This is a genomic window from Deefgea chitinilytica (assembly GCF_016881405.1).
Classification (GTDB): Bacteria; Pseudomonadota; Gammaproteobacteria; order Burkholderiales; family Chitinibacteraceae; genus Deefgea; species Deefgea chitinilytica.
On record NZ_WOFE01000004.1, the window covers coordinates 11,624 to 27,421 of the forward strand.

Sequence of the window (15,798 nt, forward strand, 5' to 3'; positions counted from 1 at the left end):
AGGCAGAAATCCAGCGCAGCCCTAAGCGGCTGCGTTGGCTTTCATTTGGCTCAATAAGCAATGCAGCATTTCAGTCGATAGTCCGTGCAGAACCAAACGATGCCCAGCGCGTAATGTTGAAAGCGGTACCAGTGGGTGCTTATTATTGAGTAGCAATAAATGTTGCGGCGTATTCAGAATCGTCGCGACATACACGCCCATCGTTTCATCTAGTTGCAGCGAATTGGCGGCGCGCCAGAAATCATTGTCGGTTAAAAATAACTGATACACTGGCGTGAAAATTTCAATCGCGGTTTGCAAATCAATCCAGTTCATTTTGCCTTGCGGCATCGCCGCTAATGCCAATGGCGGTTCGATTATCATGCTGAAATCGATTTGCTCAAGATGCGCTAGCGCTTTGCCTTCATCGCGCAGCGCTTGGTTAAGGCGAATCACGAAGTTAAATAAATTTAAATCATGTTTTAAAAACAGCTCGTCTTTGAGCGCATCAAGGTCGGCCGGTTTCAGTGGCGATAGCGGCACGCTGACTGGCGCGTTGCGCTCAACAAATTCGATAATTTGTGCGCCCAGATGAAAATGGCGCAAGATCAGCCAATTGGCTTCGGGCGATACAAAACCTTTTAATCCCCAGACTAAAATTCGGTGCAAGAGTTTGGATGCCGACCAGCGCTTGGGCAGTAAAATTTTGCACACCTGAATCAGAATAATCATCAGACGGGCTATCGGGCGCATCAAGGGCAGCAAGTATTGCCGCGAACTAGAGGCAGAATCGGTCAGCCACGCGTGCTTAACGTGATTGGGTAGTGGCGTGCTTTGATCTAGATACAGCGCCTGCCATGGATTCGGGTCGCGCGGATCGTGTGGTTCGTTCAGAAAATCGCTCATGATGTAGTGTCACTTTCTTGAATATGTTCAAACTGCATTAAATACAACTGCGCGGTGCGTTTGGCTGTGCGGTAAATCGCATCTGCCGCTGTTGGGTCGATCGCAAGTGTGATTTCAACGGCACTCAGCCAGCGCGCCAAATGATGCTCGTCGTTCGTGCCGTGATATTCCAAAAAGCGAAACGCCGCAGCGGGCAAGGCCACTTGCTGACGCAGTAGCGGTAGCAAAGCGGGAACGATGCGCTGCCCCGTACCTTCGATAATATAAATTGCACCCAATAAACCAATCGGATTGGGCGTTGCAGCTAGCGCGTGCAAATAGCTATTGAGCGCTTCGCCCCCGGGATTGCGGCGTAAATCGGCCAGTTTGGCGGTGCCGCCAGCAGCTTGATAATCCTGATACAAAATCTGGAAATCATTTTGCTCATCACCCGCGTGCATTTCGATCAAAGCACCGAGCGCAGCAAAGTCGCCAGTGAGCGAGGCAACGGCATTCCTCATCCATTTGCTGCCTTCGTGCACTTGCGGTATCCATTGCGCCGTCCAGTTGCGGTAGGCCGTGACATCAAATTGCCCGCTCACCAGTTGGTGGATGACTGGCGTGCGCCAGACGTTCGAACGGTATTCCTGCCACAAGCTGGCTAGCCGAGTCAGTAGCGGCTGCAAAGGCTCGGGTGCGTCTGCTGCTTGATGTGGTACTGCGATATTGTTGACTAGGGTATTGACTTGTAGTGCTTGCTGAGTAATTTCTGGCGATGTATACCTAGAGCTTATTTCGCTTTGTTCTGCTTCGACTTCAAACAGCATAAACGCTGCCGTCATCCGTCCCGATTCGGGAATAAAGCAGAAAATTTTCTCGCCAGCTTTGAGTGTTTTCTGCTGCAAAAATTCAGCCAGCATAATAAAAATCGACGCCGCGCCGGTATTACCTCGAGTCGCCAGATTGCTATACCACTTTTCGGGCGGAATCGTTAAGCCGGCTTTTGCTAGCAAATCCTCAACCACTGGCATAAATTTGGCCGATGAATAATGGCACAGAAAATGATCGATCTCGGTCGATTTAATCCAGCCAGCTTCGACGAGTTTGACGTATTCGTGAATGCAGATATCGAATAAATGCGGTAGCAAGCGAATGTCTTGCCGCAAAGACAGCGCACCAGCGGCTTCGGCTTCGGATGACGAGGCAAAATCCAGAAAAGACTGGCTGCGATCCGCAGTCAGCCCTAGTTGCATGCAAACAGGATAATCACCGGAAAAGCTCTTTTGGTGTATCCATTTCAATTTGATTTGCAGGCCGTTTTTGGCGATAGGCTGGCGAGTGAGTTGCATCGCGCCCGCGCCGTCAGACAGCATCCAGCGCAGAAAATGCGCGTCAAAATCGCTTTCATAGCCACGCGGTGCAAAGCGCGAACGCTTGAACATCCGCGATGGCATTTCTGCGGCAACGGCGATGGCGCTGTGATGTGCGCCCAGCTCAATCGCTTGTGCGGCAAATTCAATCGCACTAACGCCAGCGGCGCAAACGCCTTGGCTAGATAGGGTTTGCATTGGCGGCGCACCCAGCTCGCCTTGGATCATATTGGCAAAGCCCGGCATCAGCGCATCGCCGCCCGACGAGCCTACGCTGAGCAGCGAAATCTGCTCTAGCGGCGTTTGCGTTTGGCTTAAACAGGCGTGAATCGCGTTGGCTGCCAGCTGTGCGTGGCTTTCTACGGTCTGGCCTTGCTCATCAATCGCGTAATGCCGCGTTTGAATGCCGTTTTCGTCCAGAATCCGTTTTTTGATTCGCGCTGAAATGCGGTTAATCGGCGCGATATAAGCATCCATTGCGTTGTTGTCTATGGGGTTGCCCGGTAAGTGCAAGCTAGCTGCGGCGAGGTAGACATGGTTAAACTCAATTGGCATGTGGGTTTCCTGAACTTTGAGGCGGCATCAAGCTGCGGCTACGTAAGGGAGGCAGCAGCAGGCTGAGAATAAAGGTGCGAAACATATAAGGGATCAAAGGTCCAGCATTGAGCGTAGGATGAACTTGCTGGCGGTAATGCAAATTCAGTTGTACTAATTCCGACCAATGCGCGCGCGGGTGATGGTGGTGGGCGGTGTGTAGCCCGATATTAAATAGCAGCGGATTGACCCAGCCGGAAAAATTGCGCGCGTAATTGATCGTTGAGTGGCCATCGGCGTGTGCGTGTTGCAAATAATTGGTCGCCAATAACCAATGCAGACCATGCAATTGCGGGATTAGCACAAATAGTAAGAACTTTTGCCAATCCAGCCACGCTAAAACGCTCCACAGCAACAGCACCGCCAGATATTGGCGCAGGCAATAATAAAACACGCTGGAATGTCGCAGCATCAAATGTCGTAACCAACCGATAAACAAGGGGTAAAGTACCAATACCGCTTGAAACGGATGCAAAAGATAGCCCAGCAAATGATTGTGATCGCCACCAAATCGGTAAGTCCGCGCGACATCGCGCTCGCCATGATGGTAGCGATGATGATTGGCAATATGTGAAGGATAAAACACAAAAGTCGGATGGCCTTGCAATAGCGTGATCCAGAAATCGGTCAGCCGGTTCAGGCGTTTGCTGCGCCACATCCGTAGATGCGTGTGATTGTGATGAATCACGCCAATGCCAAGGCTCAGAAAAAACACCAAGCCATAAATCAGCCAGCTTGCCAGCGACGATAAGCCTGTGTGCCATAAATACGCCATCAGCAAGGGCTGCAGGATGAGATACAGCACGCTTTGCAGATCGCGGCGATTACGCAGCATCTTGAGGTGATCCGGCTAGGTCACGATGGATGCGGGCTTGTGCGGCATCGGGCGGCAATGCCGTGCCAAACAGTCTATCCATAAACGGAAACATAAAGCCAAAATTACCGTTATAACAGGCGTGGTGCAAATGATGGCGGCGTGCGCCGTTGAGCCACCAGCGGTCATGATGCGCGTCGGGCAGAAAATCGTAATTGGAATGGCCGATATTATTAAAAATAATACTAAACACCGGCACGGCAGCCAGTGCGTAAATACTGAAATCGTGCAGCAACATCGGCAGCAAAATCACATTGCCAAGCATAATGGCTTCCAGTGGGTGAAAGCTATACGAAGCCCACGGCGTGGTGACAATCGAGCGATGATGCGGTAGGTGAAAGCGTTTGAGCCAGCGCGTATGCAGCAGCCAGTGGTTGGCATAGAAATGGATTTCATTCCAGATCACCAAGAGTATGATTTCTGCGGCAATTTGCCATGTAGCAGGGTTGATCGCCAAGTGAGCCCAGCCTAATTGCAACAAACCCCAAGGGAAAATCATTCCCGTGCCAAAAATGAAAATTGAGCACGCAGACAATCGCCATTCACGGCGTAACTGTCCGGCAGCAAGTGGCCGCGGATCTAGCACACGGCCATAGCCGATCGCGGGAAGTAGCCAGTGGCTTAACGCCCAATTGAGCGCACCCACACCAAGGTATAGGCTGGCAAAAAAGACCAGACCCAGTAGCATGATTTCATGCCACTGACAATTGAGAATAAATTCGCGCACTAACTGACAGCTCCAAGACAGTGTGACGATTGTATGTCATTTCGCTGTAGACGTGCAGATACAGGCTGAAAACGCTAGCATAGCGACTTTGATCGACACACTAGGAGCAAGAATGGCGACGAAAAACGCGCTAGAGATTAACGCGCAAGGTGTGTGCAGCGCTGCACGGCAGGTGCCTAGCCCTAATTGTGATGCGCGCCCAGATGGTATCGTGCCGGATATGGTGGTGATCCATAATATTCACCTGCCGCCGGGTGAGCCGGGAACGACGGCGTTTGCTGGCGACGCGATTGAGCGTTTGTTTACCAATTGCCTTGATGTCAACGCGCATGAATGCTTTGCCGAGTTATCGAACTTACGCGTTTCGGCGCATTTTTTGCTTCGCCGCGATGGTGAAATCATTCAATTTGTCTCTTGCAATCAGCGTGCTTGGCATGCAGGGGTTTCCAATTGGCAAGGTCGCGAACGCTGCAATGATTTTTCGATAGGTATCGAGCTGGAAGGCTCTGATTTTGTGCCGTTTGAGCCAATACAGTATGAAAGGCTAAATTTACTCCTAAATGCAATTCAAGCGCGTTATTCGATTGCGCATCTGGTCGGCCATAGTGAGATTGCGCCGACGCGAAAAACCGATCCGGGGCCGTTTTTTGACTGGGGAAAACTACCTAAATCCATTTTGGAATTACGCCAAGCTGGCTACAGAAGCGAAAGCTAATTTTCGTGCTGCATCGCCACAACAATGCACTGAAATCGTGCCTTAAGTCATTGAAGCGGGACTATAATTCGCTTCCTTTGTTGTCTCTCTAAGAATTTATATGTCAACAGCTCAAACGCATGATCCCAAAAAGCTGGCTGGTCTGATTGTCGGCGCGATTGGCGTGGTGTATGGCGATATTGGTACGAGCCCTTTATATACGCTGAAAGAATGTTTTAACGGCCACGTGGCGCTGGAACTCAACGCGTTCAATGTGCTGGGCATTTTGTCGCTGATTTTTTGGGGCCTGATGCTGGTCGTGACGGTGAAGTATGTGTCGATCATCTTGCGCGCCGATAATCGGGGCGAGGGTGGTATTTTGGCTTTGATGGCCTTGGCGATGCGGGTGGTGAGTGGTAGTCCGCGCAAGACGCTGTGGGTCGCGATGATGGGGATTTTTGGCGCAGCACTGTTTTCGGGCGAAAGTATTATTACGCCGGCGATTTCGGTGCTATCGGCGTTGGAGGGGATTAGTATTATTTCCCATACGCTTGACCCATATATCTTGCCGATTGCCATTATGGTGATGGTCGCCTTGTTTGCGATGCAATCGCGCGGTACGGCGCTGGTGGGCAAATTATTTGGCCCTGTGATGTTGACGTGGTTTGTCGTTATCGCGGCTTTGGGCGTGATCAATATTATTAAAGCGCCGCAAGTCTTGGCGGCGATCAACCCGTTGTTTGCAATTGAATTCTTTGTTGCTCATCCTTGGGTGGCCTTTGTCTTGCTCGGTGCGGTGGTGCTATGTTTGACTGGGGTTGAGGCGCTGTATGCGGATATGGGGCATTTTGGCCGTCCTGCGATTCGTTATGCTTGGTTTTTGCTGGTGCTGCCAGCGTTGCTACTCAATTATTACGGTCAGGGCGCGCTGCTGCTCACCAATCCTGAAGCGATTAAAAATCCATTTTATTTCCTTGCGCCAACTTGGGCGCATCCGCCTCTAGTGGTGCTCGCCACGATGGCGACAGTCATTGCGTCGCAAGCGGTGATTTCGGGCGCATTTTCGGTCGCCAATCAAGCGATTCAATTGGGCTTTTGCCCACGGATGGATATTCAACATACTTCAGCGCAAGAGCGAGGCCAGATTTATATTCCGGGGATCAACTGGTTCTTGTTGGTGTCGGTCATTGCCTTGATTTTGGCATTTAGAAGCTCAAGTAATTTGGCTGCCGCCTACGGTTTTGCGGTGACGTGCACGATGGTAATGACGACCTTGCTGGCCTTTGTGGTTGCCAGCCGCCACTTTAAAGGTGCTAAAAAGCACGGTATGTTTGTATTGCTCGGTCTACTTCTGATTGTGGATTTGGCGTTCTTCTCGTCGAATATTCTGAAGTTGCATCAAGGCGGTTGGTTCCCGCTGTTGATCGGCATGATCGCCTTTACGATGATGATGACGTGGAAGCGTGGTCGAAAATTGCTTTCTGCTAAATTGCGTGAGGGTGAAATGCCTCTGGCTGGTTTTGTCGAAAGTTTAGAATCTAGCCCACCGCAGCGAGTCGAAGGTTTGTCGATCTTTATGACGGCGAGTAGCGATTCGGTGCCGCATGCGCTGCTGCATAATTTGAAACACAATAAAGTGCTGCATGAGCAAGTGGTGTTCCTGACGATTCAGTCTTGCGATATTCCGTTTGTACCGTTGAAAGAACGCGTCGTTGTTCGTCGCTTGGGCGAATCTTTCTACCAAGTGATTGCCACATTTGGCTTTAAAGAAGAACCGAGTGTGCCAACGGTACTGGAGCAGGTGACTCATTTGCAGCCGGAATTGCTGTTTGACGAAATGAATACCTCGTTCTTCTTGTCGCGTGAGACGATTGTCGAGGCGAAATACCCATCGATGAGCTGGTGGCGTCGCCGCTTGTTTAGTTTGATGAGTCGCAACGCAACGCGCGTGACGAACTTCTTCAAAATCCCACCGAACCGCGTGGTGGAAATGGGGATGCAGGTCGAGTTGTAATGGGTATTGCTATTTAGCCAATGATTAAGAAAGGCTATAGCCATATACCTATAAAAAAACGCAGCTTTCGAGCTGCGTTTTTTTATAACTGTCTGAGTTGTGAAATACAGCGATCGGCGGCGGGGTGATTGCGTGTGCCCGAGCGCAGCCACACGGTGTGCATGCCGAGTTTTTTGGCGGTAATCAGATTGGCGATACTGTCCTCGACCATGATGCAATTGTTGGCTTGCAGTTTAAACTGCCGCAGCATTTGATAGTATGCCTTGGGTATTGGCTTGGGGGTCAATTTTACAGTGTCAATAGCGGCTATACCCATGAAGTACTGGTCGATGTTGAGCGCTGATAACATCGCGCGGGCATAGCTTTGCGGTCCGTTGGTGAACAAAATTTTATTGCCGGATAAACGTTGTAGCGTTGTTTTGAGCTGCGGCATAGGGTGGATTTCAGCCAGCAATGCTTCAAGCGGATGGCAGGCGGCCAGAAAATGGTGTGGATTTAAGTGAGCGTGATGTTTGATCAAGCCAAGCATCGTCGCGCCATAGCGCCGCCAGTAGTCTTGGCGTAAATGATTGGCTTGGCTGTGATTGAGTTGCAGATTGTCTTGCAGCCACGTGGTCATCGACGCATCGATAATCGGAAAGGCGTGGCGGCTGGCGTTGTGCAGCGTGTTATCGAGGTCAAAAATCCAAGTGGGCTGAGGCATGGAGAATAAAAATGGCCGATGAGTTCGGCCATTGTGTCGAGTTTATTCAGTTTAGACAATCAATGCTCATGCAAAAGTTTTATGGCAAGGCGAGACAACGATGCTAGAAAATTTTTGCTTATCTATTTAGCGATAAATGTAATGCTCAAGTTGCTCGATAGTAAATTCTTGGTCGGCCATTTTTTCATGCACCAAGTCGCCGATGGATAAAACGCCCAAGACTTTGTCGCCGTCCAAAACGGGCAAATGGCGGATGCGTTTTTCTGTCATCAAGCCCATGCATTCATCGGTGGTAGCGCTGGGCGGAACACAGAGCAGCTTATGCGTCATGATGTCAGAAACCGGTGTTCCGGCGGAGGTTTTTCCCATCAATACGACTTTGCGTGCGTAATCGCGCTCGGAAAAAATACCTACTAGTTTTTCCCCGTCCATCACCAAAATAGCGCCAATATTGGCATCAGCCATCATTTGCAGTGCTTGATAAACCGTGGCGGTAGGAGTGACAGAAATCGTGTCGTGTTTGGCCTTGGCGGCGAGGAGTTGGCGGGCTGTTTTCATGGTTGGGCTCTCAGGGCTACAAGGTATCTTTACTGTAGTTGTCCTCACCCAAGTTGCAAGCAAAAAGGGCAACCGAAGTTGCCCTTTTTTATTGGATTGATTGCGTTTATTTGGCGCGAATCATCGTGCCGACGCCTTGCTCGGTCAGAACTTCAAGCAAGAGAGCATGTTTAACGCGGCCATCGATGATGTGGACGGCGTTCACACCGCTTTTTGCTGCATCCAGTGCCGATGAAATTTTTGGCAACATGCCACCAGAAATCGTGCCATCAGCAAACAATTCATCAATACGGCGTGCGGTGAGTTTGGTCAGCAGATTGCCTTCTTTGTCGAGTACACCCGGTGTATTTGTCATCAAGATTAATTTTTCGGCTCTCAGGACTTCGGCCAATTTCCCTGCGACCAAATCGGCATTGATATTCAAGCTCTCGCCCGTTGAATCGACACCAATTGGCGCAATGACCGGAATAAAATCAGCGGCATCGAGATGCATGACAATTGATGGGTCGATTTTTTCGATTTCGCCGACTTGGCCGATATCGACATTGTTTTCGCCTTGGTCGTCTTTGAGCATCATTTTGTGTGCGCGGATAAAGTGGCCGTCTTGACCGGTTAAGCCAACGGCTTTGCCGCCGTGCTTATTAATCAGCGACACGATTTCTTTATTCACATGGCCGCCTAAGACCATCTCAACCACGTCCATTGTTTCGGCATCAGTCACGCGCATGCCTTGGATGAACTCGCCTTTTTTGCCGATACGATCGAGCAAATCGTTAATTTGCGGACCGCCGCCGTGAACGACCACGGGATTCATGCCCACGAGCTTGAGTAACACCACATCGGATGCAAAGCCATCTTTGAGCTCTTCATCAATCATCGCGTTGCCACCGTATTTAATCACGATGGTTTTGTCTAAAAAGCGCTGAATATACGGTAACGCTTCAGAGAGAATTTCAGCTTTGATTTGCGGGGTGATATCGGGCATAACAGGCTCCAAAGATAGGCTGGACGAATTGCTCGCGATTGTACCGTATTCATTTGTAAAGAGTGGCGGCGATTGCCGCAAAATTAATGTCGTTTATCTATTGAGCATGGATTGACGCAGGAAAATGATGAGCAGATAATAAATGAACGTTCATTTATTTTTAGGCGTCATACCATGTGCCCGATAAAATGTTGGACTCGCCGCAAAGAGGCGCGTCCCCAAGAAATCCTTGAAGCGGCGCTGGGCTTGTTTGTCGAAAAAGGTTTTGCCGCGACCAAAATCGAAGACATCGCGCGCGCCGCAGGCGTAACGCGTGGTACGCCGTATTTATATTTTGCCAATAAAGAAGAAATTTTTAAGTCGGTGATTCGCTCTTTACTGGTGCCGCAACTGGCGGTTGGCGAATCTTTGCTCAAAGAATGGCAAGGTAGCGCGCGTGATTTATTGGTGCAGTTATTTCAAATGTGGTGGCGTACCGTGGGCGACACCTCGCTCTCTGCTTTTCCCAAGTTGATGATTGCCGAAGGCGGTAATTTTCCTGACGTGATGGCTTTATACAATGAGGAATTTATCTTGCCGGGCCAAGGATTGATCCGTCATGTGCTGGAGCTTGGCGTGGCGCGTGGCGAGTTGGTGGTGGATGACATCGAGTATGCGGTACACGTCGTTTCAGCGCCCATTGTGATGGCGATGATGATGAAAAACACGCCCTTGTCCTGCTTGCCGAGTCATTTTTCTGCCGAGCGCTATGTGCAATGTACGCTCGATCTCTTTTTAAACGGCCTCTTGGCTCGCTCTGTGGATGCTGCTCATGCTCAATAAACGCTCCGTATTGATTGCTTCTGTTCTATTGGCTTTAGCGGCTTGTAAATCCGAGGTGCAGCCCGTGGCCGAAATTCGCCCTGTACGCACGATGGTTGTTGGCGGCGCATTGCCCGCCGCAGCCGAGGTGTATAGCGGTGAAGTGCGTGCCCGACATGAAGCGCCACTGGGCTTTCGGATTCCGGGCAAATTAATCAGTCGCGCCGCCGATGTGGGCGACCATGTGAAAAAAGGGCAAGTACTGGCCAAATTAGATGCGGGTGATGTGGCGCTCAACGCGAGTGCCGCTGCTGCGGGCTTGGCATCGGCGCAAGCGCAGTTGTCGCAAGCCAGCATCGATTACAAGCGCTCACTTGAACTCCTGGCGCAAAATTTTGTTAGCCAAGCTGAAGTCGATAAGCGCAAAACAGCGCTGGTTTCCGCACAAAAACAAGCTGAGCAAGCCAAAGCGCAAGTTGATTTAGCCAATAATCAAGCCAGTTATGCGCAGCTGATTGCCGACAGCGACGGCGTGGTCACCAAAACTTTGGCCGAACCGGGCTCGGTATTAGCGGCGGGACAGTCGGTGCTGATGGTCGCCAAAGCGGGCGCTTACGAAGCGGTGATCGATGTGCCAGAAAATCGGGTACAAGCTTGGCAAGTCGGTCAAAAAGTGAAGCTCGTATTGTGGGCGGATGATTCGGCGCAACTTGATGGCGTGGTCAACGAGGTGTCGCCCGCGGCTGATCCACAAACGCGTACCTATCGTGTCAAAGTGACTTTGCCGGAAGATAGTGGTGCTGCTTTGGGTATGACCATACAAGTAAAGCAAGTATTTGCTGCTGGTGATATACCTGCAGAAATTTCCGTGCCGATGTCGGCGCTTTACGGTAAAGAAAAAGCCATGCGCGTTTGGGTTGTCGACGCCAAAAATACCGTGCACAGCCGTGAAGTAACAGTGTTGGGGCATCAAGGCCAGCAAGTTCGCATTCAAGGTGTGCCAGCTGGCTCGGTAGTGGTCACGGCGGGCGTGCATTTATTGCGCGAAGGTCAAACGGTGAAAATTCTTGCGGCACAAGAAGGAGCTTGAGATGGAGCCGCTTGATATGAAATCCGTTGAGATGAACCAATCAAAAGAAAAATTTAATCTATCTGCTTGGGCGCTCAAGCATCAGTCTTTGGTGCTGTATTTGATGGTAGTCCTTTCCCTTGCTGGTGTGCTGGCATATACCCAGCTAGGTCAAAAAGAAGACCCCGAGTTTACCTTTAAAGCGATGGTGGTGCGCAGCTTCTGGCCAGGCGCGTCGGCAGCTGAAGTTGAGCGGCAAGTGACGGATAGGCTGGAAGAAGCGCTACAAGGCATTCCTGAGATTGATTACACCAAAAGTTACTCTCGCTCGGGCGAGGCGCTGATTACGGTGATGCTGCGCGAGAGCATTCGTGGCGATAAAGTGAATAATGCGTGGTACCAAGTTCGGAAACGGATTAATGACGCCAAAGGCAAGCTGCCACCGGGCGTGGTTGGGCCGTTTTTTAATGATGAATTTGGCGAAACTTATGGCAGCCTGTACGCGTTTACGCGCGATGGTTTTAATGATGCCGAGCTGAAAAAGTACGTCGAAAGCGTGCGTACCGAATTACTGCGGATTCCCGATATTAATAAAGTCACGCTGATCGCACCGCAGGACGAAAAGATTTATGTTGAATACCGCAGCGCCAAATTGGCGACCTTGGGCATTACGCCATTGCAAATCAATCAAGTGCTAGCGGCGACCAATACGGTGACACCCGCGGGCGTCGTTGAGGGGGCTGACGAGCGCGTATTTTTGCGCGTGAGTGGTGGCTTTGATGCCGTGGAAACGATTAAGGCGACGCCAATTACCGTCAATGGCAAAACCTTCCGCGTCAGCGATGTGGCGGAAGTAGTGCGTGCTTCATTGTCACCAGCGGAAACGCGGATGTATTTTCAGGGCGAGCCAGCGATTGGTTTGGGTATTTCAATGCGGCAAGGCGGCAATGTGCTCAAAATGGGCGAACAGATTGACGCGGTGATTGCGCAAGTGAAAGCCAATTTACCTGTCGGCGTTGAAGTTCATGCGGTGTCAGATCAGCCAGCGGTCGTGAAATCAGCAGTGCATATTTTTATGAAATCGCTGTTCGAAGCCGTGGCGATTGTGTTGGCGGTGAGCTTTCTGGCATTGGGCTTTCGGATGGGGATTGTGGTTGCTTTGTCGATTCCGCTGGTGCTGGCGCTGACGTTCTTGTGCATGAAGCTATTTAACTTGGAATTGCAGCGCATCTCGCTCGGTGCTTTGGTGATTGCGCTCGGTTTGATGGTCGACGACGCGATTATTGCCGTTGAAATGATGGCCTTGAAATTGGAGCAGGGCTGGGATCGTTTTAGTGCCGCGACGTTTGCGTATAGCTCAACGGCGTTTCCAATGTTGACGGGGACACTCATTACTGCGGCGGGGTTTTTGCCGGTAGGCCTTGCTAAATCGAATGCGGGTGAATATACCTTCTCTATTTTTGCCGTGGTTGGGCTGGCTTTGATTTTATCATGGGTCGTTGCAGTGTTGTTTACGCCGTATATGGGCTATCACTTGCTGCCAGAGAATTTGAAAGAACACGAGCACGATGCGCATGGTGGTAAGTTTTACACCGCGTTTCGCCGTTGGGTGACGTGGTGCATTACGTGGCGTAAAACGACGATTGCATTAACGCTGGCGGCGTTTGTCGTTTCGGTGATCTTGTTTGCCGTTGCTGTACCTAAGCAATTTTTCCCTGCGTCGAGTCGACCTGAATTAATGGTCGATTTATGGCTGCCGTATACCGCCTCGTTTGAGGCGACCGAGCGCGAAGTCAAAAAAATCGAAGCGATTTTGATGAAAGATCCCGATGTGGCTAGTGTAACCAGTTACGTGGGCGTGGGCTCGCCGCGTTATTACATGCCACTTGATGAGCAAATGCCGAATTTAAACTTTGGTCAGCTCACCGTGATGACCAAAGACGAGCACGTGCGTGAGAATGTTTATCAGCGCGTCAAAACGCTGTTTGATAATGATTTTCCGAATGTCCGTGGCCGAGTGACTCGTTTAGAGAATGGCCCGCCAGTGGGTTATCCGGTGCAATTTCGCGTCATTGGCCCCGATCAAAAGCAATTAAAAATTATTGCCAATGACGTTGCCAACGTGATGCGGCAGAATCCGCACTTACGCCAAGTTCATACCGATTGGGGCGAGCAGGTGAAAGTCTTGCATTTAGATGTGGATCAAGACAAGTTACGTGTTGCAGGGCTGACGTCGCAACAATTGGCGCAATCCTTGCAAATGGCCGTCAGCGGTATTACGGCCACCGCTTTGCGTGAGGATAACTTGCAAATTGAAGTGGTGAGTCGATTGGCGGCGCAGGAGCGTACGCGGCTCGATTTCTTGGCGAATTTACCGATTCCGCTCCCTTCGGGGCGTAGCGTGCCGTTGTCGCAGTTGGCGAAAATTAGCTTGGTGAGCGAAGAAAGTATTATTTGGCACCGCAACCGCGTTCCAGCATTAACGGTGCGCGCCGATGTGCGCGGTAATGCACAAGCGCCAGATATCTCAAATGCGCTATGGCCGCAAATGAAGGAAATCAAAGCGAAACTGCCGCTTGGTTATCACATCGAAGCCGGTGGTACGTTAGAGTCGTCCAAAATTTCCGAAGAATCCATCGCTGCGGTGATGCCGCTGATGTTGATTGTGGTGATGACCTTGCTGATGCTGCAATTGCAAAGCATACAGCGGATGATTATGGTGCTGTTGACCGCGCCACTCGGCATGATCGGCGTCACGATTGCCTTGCTGTTGTTTCAAGCGCCATTTGGATTTGTCGCCACTTTGGGGGTGATTGCGCTGTCGGGCATGATTATGCGCAACTCGGTGATTTTGATGGATCAAATCGAGCAAGACATTGCCGCTGGCAGTGCGCCATGGGATGCGGTGATTGATTCGGCAGTACGGCGCTTCCGCCCGATTATGCTGACCGCTTTGGCGGCGATTTTGGCAATGATTCCATTGACGCGCGATACCTTCTGGGGGCCAATGGCGATTGCGATTATGGGCGGTTTGTTTATTGCAACGATTTTGACTTTATTATTCTTGCCCGCGCTGTATGCAGCTTGGTTCAAATTGAAACCCGCTACAGTGGCGGCATTGGAAACAAAATGAAAAAAACAATTTTAGCTTTCAGCTTGGCGGTGTTAAGCCATTCGGGCTTTACCGCTGATTTAGTGGCGGCATGGCGCGCTGCACAGCAATATGATGCGAGTTTTCTCGCTGCGCGTTACGCGCAAACGGCGGGTCTTGAGAAGGCCAATCAAGGTCAAGCGCTGCTGTTGCCATCTGTGACCTTAGGCGGTAATACCACTTATTCCAATACCGATTTTTCACCCGGCAAAACGAGTTCCACGGTGAAAGACACGCAAAGTAGTGGTCAAGCGTATGGTTATTCGGTGACAGCGACTCAGCCGGTGTATCGTGTGGATGCGTTTGCCTCGGCGGATCAATTAAAACAACAAGCTAAATTAGCCGAGGTGCAATTTCGGGTGGCTGAGCAAGATTTAATTTTGCGGGTGGCCAAGGCGTATTTTGAAGTATTGGCCGCCGATGAAAAAGTCGCTTTAGCCAATGCAGAGAAAAAGGCAGTCGGTGAGCAATTGGCATTTGCTAAAAAAGCATTTGAAGTGGGCGTGGCGACGATTGCCGATACCGATGAAGCGCAGGCGGCGTATGACAGTATTATTGCGTTTGAAATTCAAGCGAAAAATGATTTGCAAGTAAAACGTAATGTATTCACTTTATTGACTGGCATAAACGCCGATTCAATTGCTCGCTTAAGTGAATCTATTGAGCCCACTGAGGTCGAGCCAAACGATTTATCGGTCTGGTTGAAAAAATCAAGTGATACCAGTTTAAATATCAGTAGCCAATTGTTGCAATTAGATATTGCTACGCGAGAAGTCGATAAATATCGCTTGGAAAGTACGCCTAAGGTCGATTTAGTCGCAAATTATGGTCAAAATTGGGATAGCAGTGGGATCTCTCGCTCTGGAGGCTTAGATCAAACCAATAAAGCGACGATTACCTTGCAATTATCGATTCCTCTTTTTACCGGTGGTCGCCGTTCATCTGAATTGCGCGAAGCCGCCGCCAAACAATCAGAACAAAGAGAAACACTGGAAGCCACACGCCGAAATACCGAGCAATTAACGACGCAAACTTTTCTGGGGGTAAATGCAGGTGCTGCGCAAATATCGGCTTTAGAACAAGTGCTTAAATCGAGTAAAAGCTTATTAGCCTCGAGTAAATTGGGTCGTGATGTCGGTGTGCGTACGACGGTCGACGTACTTAATGCTGAGAAAAAACTATTTAATACACGCTATGATTTAACCGTGGCCAGATATACCTATCTTTACACGAGATTGCAGCTAGCTGCCGTAGTAGGTGATTTAGATGAAAAAGACTTACGTAGTGTTAATCGTTGGTTGGTCAATTAATTATCTATCTGCAATATTGACCTTGAATTATTAGAACGCTAGCTGCATAATCATTTGGTAATCAATACACATGCATTAATTTGA

The 15,798-nt window shown here is 50.1% G+C and carries 13 protein-coding genes; 6 read left to right on the forward strand and 7 right to left on the reverse strand.

Going from position 1 to position 15,798, the window contains the following annotated elements; all coding sequences use genetic code 11:
- Positions 1–21: 21 nt before the first annotated feature.
- The 4 genes from GM173_RS10080 to GM173_RS10095 are packed head-to-tail and all read right to left on the reverse strand — an operon-like array spanning position 22 to position 4,429.
- The gene (locus tag GM173_RS10080; RefSeq protein WP_203571255.1) at positions 22–885 is read right to left on the reverse strand and encodes a DUF6999 family protein; all 864 of its coding nucleotides are present in this window, start codon (positions 883–885) and stop codon (positions 22–24) included.
- Complete coding sequence (locus GM173_RS10085; RefSeq protein WP_203571256.1) at positions 882–2,789, reverse strand: iron-containing redox enzyme family protein; 1,908 nt, start codon at positions 2,787–2,789, stop codon at positions 882–884. Before GM173_RS10085 ends, GM173_RS10080 begins: the two co-directional genes overlap by 4 nt.
- Positions 2,779–3,663: a fatty acid desaturase family protein gene (locus GM173_RS10090; protein ID WP_203571257.1), complete on the reverse strand. Its 885-nt coding sequence runs from the start codon at positions 3,661–3,663 to the stop codon at positions 2,779–2,781. The genes GM173_RS10085 and GM173_RS10090 overlap by 11 nt, the downstream gene beginning before the upstream one ends.
- Positions 3,653–4,429: a sterol desaturase family protein gene (locus tag GM173_RS10095; RefSeq protein ID WP_203571258.1), complete on the reverse strand. Its 777-nt coding sequence runs from the start codon at positions 4,427–4,429 to the stop codon at positions 3,653–3,655. Before GM173_RS10095 ends, GM173_RS10090 begins: the two co-directional genes overlap by 11 nt.
- Before the next feature lie 112 nt (positions 4,430–4,541).
- On the opposite strand from GM173_RS10095, the gene ampD reads away from it, so the two are divergent.
- Together ampD and GM173_RS10105 are read left to right on the forward strand one after the other, a co-directional pair.
- Positions 4,542–5,144, forward strand: a complete 603-nt coding sequence (gene ampD, locus GM173_RS10100) for a 1,6-anhydro-N-acetylmuramyl-L-alanine amidase AmpD (protein WP_203571259.1) — start codon at positions 4,542–4,544, stop codon at positions 5,142–5,144.
- Between the two features lie 100 nt (positions 5,145–5,244).
- Positions 5,245–7,137: a potassium transporter Kup gene (locus GM173_RS10105; RefSeq protein WP_203571260.1), complete on the forward strand. Its 1,893-nt coding sequence runs from the start codon at positions 5,245–5,247 to the stop codon at positions 7,135–7,137.
- An 82-nt stretch (positions 7,138–7,219) separates the two neighbouring features.
- Here the strand turns inward: GM173_RS10105 and GM173_RS10110 are convergent, their stop codons facing one another.
- The 3 genes from GM173_RS10110 to argB all read right to left on the reverse strand — a co-directional run bounded on the left by GM173_RS10110 (position 7,220) and on the right by argB (position 9,383).
- Entirely contained in the window at positions 7,220–7,840 is a 621-nt protein-coding gene (locus GM173_RS10110; RefSeq protein WP_203571261.1) for a pyrimidine 5'-nucleotidase, read from the reverse strand.
- Positions 7,841–7,966: 126 nt separating this feature from the next.
- Positions 7,967–8,398, reverse strand: coding sequence for a CBS domain-containing protein (locus tag GM173_RS10115; protein ID WP_203571262.1), 432 nt, complete (start codon positions 8,396–8,398; stop codon positions 7,967–7,969).
- Positions 8,399–8,504: 106 nt separating this feature from the next.
- Positions 8,505–9,383, reverse strand: a complete 879-nt coding sequence (gene argB / locus GM173_RS10120; protein ID WP_203571263.1) for an acetylglutamate kinase — start codon at positions 9,381–9,383, stop codon at positions 8,505–8,507.
- A 174-nt stretch (positions 9,384–9,557) separates the two neighbouring features.
- Here argB and GM173_RS10125 point away from each other — a divergent pair, with 174 nt between their 5' ends.
- The 4 genes from GM173_RS10125 to GM173_RS10140 are packed head-to-tail and all read left to right on the forward strand — an operon-like array spanning position 9,558 to position 15,714.
- The gene (locus GM173_RS10125) at positions 9,558–10,205 is read left to right on the forward strand and encodes a TetR/AcrR family transcriptional regulator (RefSeq protein ID WP_203571264.1); all 648 of its coding nucleotides are present in this window, start codon (positions 9,558–9,560) and stop codon (positions 10,203–10,205) included.
- Entirely contained in the window at positions 10,195–11,274 is a 1,080-nt protein-coding gene (locus GM173_RS10130) for an efflux RND transporter periplasmic adaptor subunit (protein ID WP_203571265.1), read from the forward strand. The genes GM173_RS10125 and GM173_RS10130 overlap by 11 nt, the downstream gene beginning before the upstream one ends.
- 1 nt (position 11,275) lies before the next feature.
- Positions 11,276–14,386, forward strand: a complete 3,111-nt coding sequence (locus GM173_RS10135) for an efflux RND transporter permease subunit (protein WP_239078480.1) — start codon at positions 11,276–11,278, stop codon at positions 14,384–14,386.
- Complete coding sequence (locus GM173_RS10140) at positions 14,383–15,714, forward strand: TolC family outer membrane protein (RefSeq protein WP_203571266.1); 1,332 nt, start codon at positions 14,383–14,385, stop codon at positions 15,712–15,714. Before GM173_RS10135 ends, GM173_RS10140 begins: the two co-directional genes overlap by 4 nt.
- The last annotated feature ends 84 nt before the right edge of the window (positions 15,715–15,798 follow it).